Raw genomic sequence first — 9,696 nt, 5'->3', positions numbered from 1 at the left:
GACGCGGCTTCGGCCGACGCGGCGTTGGTAAAGAGTTTTGCCGCCGCGGGGATGAGAGACGGGCATGACTACGTTCGAGTACGACGTCGCTATCGTCGGTGCCGGAACATCCGGGTGTTATGCCGGCGCGACGATTTCGAATGCGGGATACGACGTCGTCATCGTCGAGCGGAAAGACGAGGAGGAAGCGGGCCACATCGCCTGCGGTGACGCGCTCAAGGGCGCCAACAAGTTCCCGAAATCGATTCCGAAATCGGAGATCGAGAGTTCCTTCACCAACACCGACGTCGACCACGGTCGCTTCGAGATTCCACAGGAGAACGCATCTCTCGACATTCCCGTTCCGGGTGAACTCGCGGTCATCGACCGCTGGGAGTACGGCCGACAGGTCATCGACGGTGCCGAACGCGCAGGCGCGGAGTTCCACTACGACACCGTCGTCCAGGACGTACTGCAGGACGACGCCGGTCGTGTCCACGGACTCAAAGCCGTCAAGCAGGGCGAAGGGCGAACCTACGAGGCCGAGGTGGTCCTCGACGGCGCGGGCGCGCTGTCGCTCCTCCAGGACAAGGTCGACTTCGAGGGGACGACCTTCGACACGAACGTCCGCTACTCGCAGTTCTCCTCGGCCTACCGGGAGATCATCGAGGTGGACGAGCCGGTCGAGTGGTCCGACGCGCTGGTCATCAAGCCGACCAAGCGCTCGGCGGGCTATCTGTGGTATTTCCCGCGGACGCCGACCGAGATCAACGTCGGCCTCGGCTTCCAGATGAACGAGGAACCGATGGAACTCGTCAAGGACCTCCGGGACGACATCAGCCAGCAGCCCGAACTTCAGGGCGCCACGGTCAAGGACAAACTCGGCGCCGCCCTCCCGACCAGGCGTCCCTACGATTCCGCGGTCGCGCCGGGCTACATGGCCATCGGCGACTCCGCAGGCCACGTCAATCCCATCAGCGGCGGCGGCATCGCGGGTGCGGCCTATGCCGGCCAGTACGCCGGCGAGAAGGCGATCGAGGCGATCGAGGAAGCCGACGTAAGCGAGGCGAACCTCTGGGAGTACAACGAGCGCGTCATGGACCACTACGGCGCCCGGTATGCGGCACTCGACGTCTACAACATCTTCGCGACGGCCTACGACCTCGATGACCTGTTGGGGCTGCTGGCCGCGATGCCTGCCGAGAAGCTCTCCGACGCGCTCTATTCGGGGTCGGCCAACGTCGGGCTCGGCCTCAAACTGCAGGTCCTCATCAAGAGCTTCGGCCACTGGGACACGCTGAAGAACCTCTACGATACGAAGAAACTCGCCGACCGACTGCTGGACCACTACGAGACGTATCCCTCCAGTCCCGAGGGGTTCGCCGACTGGCAGCGCAAGCGCGACCACATCATGGACGACATCTACGCCGAGACCGGCGCCGAGGCGAAGTACTGAACGTCGAATGACCCATCCTGAGCCCGACCCGCCGGCCGTCCCCGAACGCCGGCTGCTCGATTCGGGGTGGGCGAAGAACGAGGAGACCGTCGAAACGGTTGCCTCCCTCGCGGGCGTCACCGTACGGGCACACACGGCCGTCTACGACGACCTCGACCTCCGTCGGCGGGTCATCGAGGCCGGCGGCACCGACCGAGTGTGGCGTTTCTTCTTCGCCAGCCGACTGGCATTCACGCCCGCGCTGAGTGCGACCGTCATCCGATTCGCCAGATCACGTATCTTCCGGGAGGCACGCGAGGGATTTGCCGACGAACTACGCGAACGGGGCTTCGAAGACGTTGCTATCGGCGAGACGATAGATATCGAGATCGACGGCGAGACGACCGGCAAGCTGACCACCTACGACGCCGTCTTCGAGACGGGCGGTCGGACCATCCCCATCGTCGGTCAGGCGGCGACGTGGTACGACGGGACCGTCTACGTCGCGGGCGGTGCCCACCCAAGCGAGAACCTCGGCGTCGATCTGCCTGCAAAAGAATACGACGACGAACTGCGGGACCTCATTCGAAGCGTGGGAGAAACCGAGCGAACGTGAGATAGCCGGTGTGGCCGACGCCGGCCGTCGAGGGCCGGGAGCCACGGTCGTCGAAGTCCATCTGCCGCTGGATGGTTTCGAGCGTCTCGATCTCCGAGAGGCCAGCCTCGCGAGCGGCCCCCGTACAATCGCGCGCCGATTCGACGAATGGCGTGTAGGTCGCGACGAAGCCGCCAGACGCGAGCAGTTCGGGCGCCCGTTCGACGACGGCGGCCGCATCACCGGTATCGAGGGTGATGAGGTCGAAGGGGCCGTCGATGTCGTCCAACTCCTCTACGATATCGCCGGTCCGAACGTCGACGGTCTCCGAGACGCCGGCGAGGTCCATGTTCTCGCGGGCCACCTCGGCGAATTCGGGGTCCTGCTCGTAGGTGGTCACGTCGACGCCGAGGCGGCCGAGATACGCCGACAGCACGCCGGTCCCGGTGCCGGCATCGAGGACGCGGTCACCCGAGGCGACCCCGGTGTGGCCGATGACGAGCCCGATATCGCGGGGCATCATTGGCGCGCCGGTGCGTTCGAGGTGGTCGAAGAGGTCGGGACCGCGGAGTCGTCGGACCTCGAATTCCTCGTCGAGATGCGTCTCGAGGACGGTGCCCGGTTCGACGTCCTCGGGGATTTCGAGCACGCCGAGGTCGGTCTCCTGTGTCGCACCGGGCTCTACGAGGAACTCGCGGTTGCCGCGGACGACCAGTACGCGGCGGTCGCTCACTCTGTTTCGAGCTGCTGGACGGCCGCCGCGAGGTCGCCCGTCTCTTCGAGGGCCTCACGCGCCTTCTCCGCGGGGACTTCCGCCCGCCGGGCGACGATCTCGACGTCCTCGTCGGAGAACTCGGGCGTCGATTCGATCTCGGGGTCGCCGCCGGGTTCCTCGATCTCCTCCGTGGTCTCGTCACCCTCACCGCGCGGGCGAGTGTCGGGTTCGCCGACGATCTGGTAGGTTTTCTGGCCTTGGGCGTCCATCCGTTGGACCTCCGCATCGTGGAAGACGAGTTCCTCGTCTTCGGTACGGATGATGACCTCCTCGGCGTCGATGTCGGTGAGGTCGATACCCATCTGGTTCATCATCTGCTTCATCTTGCGCGGGTTCATCCCGCCGCCTCCTCCAAACATACCCGGAGGGAGGGTTCGACGGGGCAAAAAGCCTGATGTTACGCGTGCCTACTCCGCAGGAACGCCTTCGCGGACCTGAACCGCCATGCCGGTGTCGAAATCCACCATCGCATCGGCGGACAGTTCCGCCCGCCCGACGGCGATGAGGTGACCGTCGTAGTGTTCGATGAGTACCTCGTCGCCCGGCCGAACTGCGGGGTCGACCTCGCGGACGAACTTGGCGAAGACGTTCTTCTCGTCGCGGACGAACGGTTCGCTATCGTCGCCGACGATGACCCGGTAGGCCGGCGCGTCGAGCGCCTCCTGCAACCGGCGGCCGCCGCCGATTCCGAGCGTAAAGCGGCCGTCGGTCCCATAAGAGACGACGCGCTCGTCGTCAGCTCGGATTTGCTGGGGGCGGCCGGAACTCGTCCGCTGGACGACGATATCACCGGCGAACAGCGCGTCGCCCGCCCCGGCGCCGAACTGGTAGTCGGCAACGGTCCGCAACGCGTCGAGGTCCCTGCTCATACTCCTGCTGACGGCCGTGCGTCGAATACACCTTTCGAGTCCCCACAACTATTGTGCTACACCATACCACACAAATATTGGCACTGTTCGTGTGTCATTCCCACGCCCTGCTTCCGGTTCCAGTAGACTTAAGCGGGGAAATTGCCAACAATCGAACATGGCAACGGACGTTCGTAAACTCGGGCTCGGTGCGGTCATACTCCTCGCCAGCAGTATCGCCATCCTCGCGACGGGCACGCTCGGCACGTCACTTCCGGACGTACTTGCGGGTCTCGCAGCGCTCGGCCTCGCCGTCGGCGCGCTGCTCGTCGGCCTCTCCCAAGAGGACGCCGCGGTCTAAGGCCGCTCTTTCTCCGAGTTCTTCGCTGACCGCCCATACTTAACAGCCAGCCGTTCGTCCCGTGGGGTATGAACCGACTCCATTCGGTCGGCCGAGCCGTCATCGGGTTGGTGGTGGCCGCCGTCGCCGCCGCCGTCGGGTGGCTCCTGTTCGTCGAAGCACCGGCCGATACCGCCGAACTGGTCGGCGTTCTGTTGGTCATCGCCACGACGATACTCGGCCTCCGGTTCGGCAGTACGATCGCTGGGAACGTTTTCCCGACGTACAACGTCGCCGAGGTTTCCGTCGAGGGGCCGATCACCCGAGATGGTGGGGGCTTCCCACCGGGCGCACCGGGTGTCCCGGGTGCCGACGAGATCGTCGACCTCATCGAACAGGCCGACGACGACGAGAACGCCGACGCCCTCCTCGTTCGGCTGAATACGCCCGGCGGCGCGGTCGTGCCGAGCGACGACATCCGGCGTGCGGCCGAACGGTTCGACGGTCCGACGGTCGCCTACGCGACGGACACCTGTGCCAGCGGAGGGTACTGGATCGCCAGCGGGTGTGACGAACTGTGGTCCCGCGAGGGGAGCATCGTCGGCTCCATCGGCGTTCGGGGCTCGCGGATGACCGCCTCGGAACTCCTCGACAAGACCGGTCTCGAATACGAGCAGTTCACGGCCGGTGAATACAAGGAGGCCGGGACGCCCTTCACCGAGATGGACGAAGACGAACGCGAGTACCTGCAAGGCCTCATAGACGACTACTACGACCAGTTCGTCGAGACGGTCGCCGAGGGCCGGAGCATGGATGCCGACGCGATTCGCGAAACCGAAGCCAAGGTCTTCCTCGGCGAGGAGGCCCACGAGATGGGCCTCGTCGACGAGATCGGCACCCACGAGGACGTCGAAGACCGAATCGAACACCTGCTCGATGAGGAGGTCGAAACGAGGGAACTGGAGCCGAGTTACGGCGTGGCCGAACGCCTCCGTGGTGGCGCCGAACGGGTCGCTTTCGCGGTCGGTGCCGGTGTCGCGAGCCGATTTGCCGACGAGAACGGCGAGTTCCGGTTCCGGGTCTGAGCGGACCACAGCCTGAAGGCTTTTACTCCGGCGTGGGCAACGCTTCCCTGTGAGTACTCTGGTCGTCTGTGTTGACCGCGAGGGGGGGCTCGGCCACGATGGGCCCATCGTGGGCTGGGAGGCCATCCAGGCGCTGGTCACGGACGTGGGGGTCGACGACCCCGAAGACAGCCGCGTCAACTGCCTGCTGGAGACGCTTCGGGTGGCACGTGACCTCCGTGACGCGGGCGAGGAAGCGGTCGTCGCGGTCGTCTCCGGCGGCGGCGACGGCGTCAATAGCGACCGCACCGTCGCCCGACAGACCGACCAGTTGGTGGCGGATTACGAGCCGGAATCCGCGATCGTCGTTACCGATTCGGCCAGCGACGAGCGACTGATACCGATAATCGAGAGCCGCGTGCAGGTCGATGCCGTCGACCGGGTCGTCGTTCGACAATCCCACGACATCCAGTCGACGTACTACCTGCTCAAGCAGTTCCTCGCCGACGAGGAGTTACGAGGGACTGTCCTCGTGCCTATCGGCGCAGCGCTGTTGGCGTTTCCCGTACTGCTTTTGCTCGCCGATAGCGTCCCCGTCGCCCTGTCGGCCATCGCGGCGGTTATCGGGACGTTCCTTCTTTATAAGGGACTCGGTATCGACGATTTCGTCTCCACGCTCCCACGACGCGTCCAGGAGGCGTTCTATTCGGGACAGATGTCGCTCGTCACCTACGTGGTCGGCGCCGGGTTGGCGCTCGTCGGCGTCTTCGCGGGCGGGATCAGCGCCACGTCGATGGAGAGTACCAGCGAACTCCTCGTCGGGCTTCGGTTCGTCTTCGATAGCGTGCCGTGGTTCGCCGCCGCGGCGCTGGCGGCCGCGACCGGCCGGCTGATCGACGAACTGCTGGCCGAGGAAGGAGTCTCCAGTGCGCTGATGAACCTTCCGTTCGGCGTGGTCGCGGTCGGCCTCGTCGTTCGGGGCTTTACCGGCTACTTCCTCGAGCGGGCACAGGTGCTCGATGGGTTTTCGGTGTCCTCGATCGCGGTCGGGCCGGTCTTCGTCGAGGGCTTTACCCTCTCGATCTGGGGTCGGCTCGCGGTCTACGTCGCCGCCGGCATTCTCGTGAGCTTCGCCGGCGTCGCCTTCACCTCGCGGATGAGCGACTCCGAACAGCCGATGGACGAGTTCCCCGAGTGACCGAACCGACGGCCCTATAGCCGACGCTCGGCTATCGCGGGTATGGATCCGTGGGTGAGCCTCTTTTCCGGCGGCAAGGACTCGTCGTGGGCCCTCTATCGTGCGCTTCAGGAGGACAAACCGGTCGAACGGCTGGTCACCGTCCACCCGGCGGGCGACTCCTTTATGTACCACGTCCCGGCGACGGAGTTAGCGTCGCTGGCCGCCGAGAGTATCGGCATTCCACTTGTCGACGTTCGTCCGGATGATTTCGAAATCACGGCCGGGGACGACGAGGATAGCGGCGAGCGCGGCGACCGGGAACTCGAACCGCTCGAAGACGCGCTGGTCGAGTTGGCCGACGAACTCGGCGGCATCGGCGGCGTGACCGCCGGCGCCGTCGAGAGTAGCTACCAGACGACCCGCATCGAGGGGATGTGTGAACGGCTGGACGCCGAGCTATTCGCGCCGCTGTGGCAGGAAGACCCCCGCGAGCTCGCGGATGCGATGCTCGATGCCGGCTTCGAGATCACCATCATCCGCGTGGCCGCCTACGGCCTCGACGAATCGTGGCTCGGGCGAACGCTCGATGCCGAGGCGCTGGCCGAACTCGAGGAACTCAACGACGAGTACGGCGTCCACATCCTCGGAGAGGGTGGCGAGTTCGAGACACTGGTCACCGACGGGCCGCATATGGACCGGCCCATCGAACTCGAATACGACACCGAGTTCGACGGGAGCCGTGGCACGCTTCGGATTACCGACGCGTGGCTGGGCGAATAGCGAGCAGGCGGAACGGTCGCTTCAGCAGCCCGTGTCCCACACTCCCGCCTCGACGGACTGCCACCATCGGTCAGATCACACCGGCGGTGGCCGCGCCTTCGTATATAAGTGACGGGCTCTTTTATTGCAAAAGACACTTGTCCGCCGCTTTTGTCGGTTCAGGTCATGAAAGCCGTCGTTCTCGCTGGCGGATACGCGACGCGTCTGTGGCCCATCACGAAGCATCGCCCGAAGATGCTGCTGCCCATCGGTGAGACCACGGTCATCGACCGCATCTTCGAGGCACTCGAAGCCGACGACCGCATCGAAGAGGTCTACGTCTCCACGAACGAGCGGTTCGCCGAGGAGTTCGAGGCCCATCTGGAGGAAAGCGACTTCGAGAAGCCGACCCTCTCCGTCGAGGACACGACGGAGGAGTCCGAGAAGTTCGGCGTCATCGGCGCGCTCGGGCAACTCGTCGACCGGGAAGGCATCGACGACGACCTCGTGGTCGTCGCCGGCGACAACCTCATGGGATTCGACCTCTCCGAGTTCGTCGACTTCTTCGAGGAGAAGGGTACCGCAACCATCGCGGCCTACGACGTTGGGGACCGCGAAAAGGCGAAATCCTACGGACTCGTCGACCTCGACGGCGACCGAATCGTCGACTTTCAGGAGAAACCGGACGAACCCAAGAGCACGCTCGTCTCCATCGCCTGCTACGGGTTCCCGGCCGAATCGATTCGCTTCGAAGAGTATCTCGCCGGCGACAACAACCCCGACGAACCGGGGTGGTTCATCCAGTGGTTGCAGGCACGCGAGGCAGTACACGCCTTCGTCTTCGAGGAGCCGTGGTTCGACATCGGGACGCCCGAATCGTATCTGGAGGCCATCGCGTGGGAACTCGACGGCGACAGCGTCATCGCCGAGTCGGCGACCGTCGAGCAGTCGACTATCGGCGACAACGTCCACGTCATGGATGGCGCCGAGATCGTCGATTCGACGATAGACGGGTCGGTCGTCTTCGAGAACGCGACGGTCACCGATTGTGAGATCCACGAGACCATCATCGACGAGGGGACACGCATCGAGAACATCGACCTCGCAGACGCGCTCATCGGCGCCCACACGCAGTTGACCAACGGCGCCGAGGAGTAGCGGCGAACAGCGGGCGAGACGGGAGTAGGTTTTAGCCCGTCGACCACTCAGACCGGGTATGGAGGGCGCAGAACGAACCACCCGACAGCGAATCGCCGACTTTCTGCGGCACGAGGCGGCCGACGCTAGCACGCTCGCCGCCGAATTCGAGATCACGACGCCGTCGGCACTCTCCCACGTCGAACACATCGCCGAGTCGCTGAAGGGGACCGACGAGGAGTTGCTCGCTGCGCCGCCGGAGTGTCAGGACTGCGGGTTTCGCGATTTCGACGACCTGACCAATCGGCCCTCGCGCTGTCCGGAGTGCAAAAGCGAGAACGTGAGCGACCCCACGTTTACCATCGAATAGAGTTCCGTGGCCGCCCGCAGGCGACGGTTTAGAAACTGCTCTTCAATTTCTCGAAGAAACCCTGCTCGACGTCGATCTCCTCGCCGCCGGCCTCGGCGAAGGCTTCGAGGGCCTCCCGCTGTTCCTCGTTGAGGTCCTCGGGCGTGACGACCTGGACCTGTACGTAGAGGTCGCCGTGGCCCCGGCGCTGGAGGCGCGGCATCCCCTTGTTGCGGAGACGGAACGTCTCGCCGCTCTGGGTGCCCGAGGGGATGTCCATCTCGACGGTCCCATCGAGGGTCGGGACTTCGACGGTGTCACCGAAGGCGGCCTGCGGGAAGGAGATGGGAAGGTGGTACTGCAGGTCGTCGCCGTCGCGGTCGAACTCCTCGTGGTCTTCGACCTGGATTTCGACCAGCAGGTCGCCCTTCGGCCCGCCGTTCTCGCCGGGGGCGCCCTCCCGGTCCATGCGAAGGGTCTGGCCGCTCCGGATGCCGGCCGGAATCTCGACTTCGAGGGTCGATTCCTCCTGGACGCGCCCGTCGCCTCGACAGGTCGAACAGGTCTCCGAGTAGATGGTCCCCTCGCCGTCACACTGGGGGCAGGTCTGGGTCTGCTGGACGCGACCCAGCGGCGTCTGTCGGACGGTGCGCTGCTGGCCTTGGCCGTTACAGGCCGAACAGGTCCGGGCGTCGGCATCCGGGGGGTGGCCCTCGCCGTCGCAGTCCGGACAGCGTTCAGGCCGGTTGACGGTCAGTTGCTTCGTGACGCCCTCGTAGGCGTCTTCGAGGTCGACGGTGAGACGAGTCCGAAGGTCTGCCCCCTGCTGTGGTCCGGAACGGGAGCCGCCCCCGCCGAAGAACTGCTCGAAGATGTCGTTCATCCCGCCGCCACCGCCACCGAAGGGGCCGCCGCCCATACCACCCATACCGCCACGACCGCCTTCGGTCGCGCCGTGTTTCTCGGCTTCCTGGAAGCGTTCGTGGCCCATCTGGTCGTACATCTGCCGCTTCTCGTCGTCCGTCAGGACCTCCTTGGCCTTCTTGGCCTTCTTGAACTTCTCCTCGGCGTTCGGATCGTCGGAGACGTCCGGGTGGTATTCGGTGGCCTTCTCGCGGAATGCCTGCTGTATCTCCTCTTCGCTCGCGTCTCGGTCGACGCCCAGCACCGAGTAAAAGTCCTCGCTCATTCGTTGAAAGGGCCTAATCGGTTGAGCTACTTCAAAAGAACGGGTC

Annotated in this window: 12 protein-coding genes; 8 read left to right on the top strand and 4 right to left on the bottom strand. The window is 65.0% G+C overall.

Annotated features, from left to right (window positions below; all coding sequences use genetic code 11):
• The first annotated feature begins 64 nt into the window (after positions 1-64).
• Both V5A53_RS10275 and V5A53_RS10270 read left to right on the top strand, forming a co-directional pair.
• On the top strand, positions 65-1,435 hold the full coding sequence (locus tag V5A53_RS10275) for a geranylgeranyl reductase family protein (RefSeq protein ID WP_332313519.1): 1,371 nt from the start codon (positions 65-67) through the stop codon (positions 1,433-1,435).
• A 7-nt stretch (positions 1,436-1,442) separates the two neighbouring features.
• Positions 1,443-2,030, top strand: a complete 588-nt coding sequence (locus V5A53_RS10270; RefSeq protein ID WP_332313518.1) for a hypothetical protein — start codon at positions 1,443-1,445, stop codon at positions 2,028-2,030.
• On the opposite strand, the gene V5A53_RS10265 is transcribed toward V5A53_RS10270, so the two are convergent.
• From V5A53_RS10265 to V5A53_RS10255, 3 genes are read right to left on the bottom strand one after another with little or no spacing between them, the layout of a single operon-like run.
• Positions 1,996-2,742, bottom strand: a complete 747-nt coding sequence (locus V5A53_RS10265) for a methyltransferase domain-containing protein (protein WP_332313517.1) — start codon at positions 2,740-2,742, stop codon at positions 1,996-1,998. The two genes, V5A53_RS10270 and V5A53_RS10265, sit on opposite strands and share 35 nt — an antisense overlap.
• Complete coding sequence (locus tag V5A53_RS10260; RefSeq protein WP_332313516.1) at positions 2,739-3,143, bottom strand: nascent polypeptide-associated complex protein; 405 nt, start codon at positions 3,141-3,143, stop codon at positions 2,739-2,741. Before V5A53_RS10260 ends, V5A53_RS10265 begins: the two co-directional genes overlap by 4 nt.
• A 48-nt stretch (positions 3,144-3,191) precedes the next feature.
• Complete coding sequence (locus V5A53_RS10255; protein WP_332313515.1) at positions 3,192-3,653, bottom strand: PUA domain-containing protein; 462 nt, start codon at positions 3,651-3,653, stop codon at positions 3,192-3,194.
• Between the two features lie 157 nt (positions 3,654-3,810).
• Between V5A53_RS10255 and V5A53_RS10250 the strand changes: the two genes are divergently transcribed.
• From V5A53_RS10250 to V5A53_RS10225, 6 genes are all read left to right on the top strand, one after another.
• Entirely contained in the window at positions 3,811-3,993 is a 183-nt protein-coding gene (locus V5A53_RS10250; RefSeq protein WP_332313514.1) for a hypothetical protein, read from the top strand.
• Between the two features lie 68 nt (positions 3,994-4,061).
• Positions 4,062-5,057 carry a signal peptide peptidase SppA gene (gene sppA, locus V5A53_RS10245; RefSeq protein ID WP_332313513.1) on the top strand — a complete coding sequence of 332 codons (996 nt, stop codon included), beginning with the start codon at positions 4,062-4,064 and terminating at the stop codon, positions 5,055-5,057.
• A gap of 49 nt (positions 5,058-5,106) precedes the next feature.
• Positions 5,107-6,234 (top strand): DUF373 family protein, encoded by a 1,128-nt coding sequence (locus V5A53_RS10240; protein ID WP_332313512.1) that lies wholly within the window; start codon positions 5,107-5,109, stop codon positions 6,232-6,234.
• A gap of 42 nt (positions 6,235-6,276) precedes the next feature.
• Entirely contained in the window at positions 6,277-6,996 is a 720-nt protein-coding gene (locus V5A53_RS10235; protein WP_332313511.1) for a diphthine--ammonia ligase, read from the top strand.
• Between the two features lie 165 nt (positions 6,997-7,161).
• Complete coding sequence (locus tag V5A53_RS10230; protein ID WP_332313510.1) at positions 7,162-8,133, top strand: NDP-sugar synthase; 972 nt, start codon at positions 7,162-7,164, stop codon at positions 8,131-8,133.
• Between the two features lie 58 nt (positions 8,134-8,191).
• Complete coding sequence (locus V5A53_RS10225) at positions 8,192-8,482, top strand: transcriptional regulator (RefSeq protein ID WP_332313509.1); 291 nt, start codon at positions 8,192-8,194, stop codon at positions 8,480-8,482.
• A 28-nt stretch (positions 8,483-8,510) separates the two neighbouring features.
• Here V5A53_RS10225 and dnaJ read toward each other — a convergent pair whose 3' ends face one another.
• The gene (gene dnaJ, locus V5A53_RS10220) at positions 8,511-9,650 is read right to left on the bottom strand and encodes a molecular chaperone DnaJ (protein WP_332313508.1); all 1,140 of its coding nucleotides are present in this window, start codon (positions 9,648-9,650) and stop codon (positions 8,511-8,513) included.
• Positions 9,651-9,696 lie beyond the last annotated feature (46 nt).

It is taken from the genome of Natronomonas sp. (genome assembly GCF_036625485.1).
In the GTDB taxonomy this organism is placed as follows: domain Archaea; phylum Halobacteriota; class Halobacteria; order Halobacteriales; family Haloarculaceae; genus Natronomonas.
This window is presented reverse-complemented; position numbering and strand designations above follow the sequence as displayed.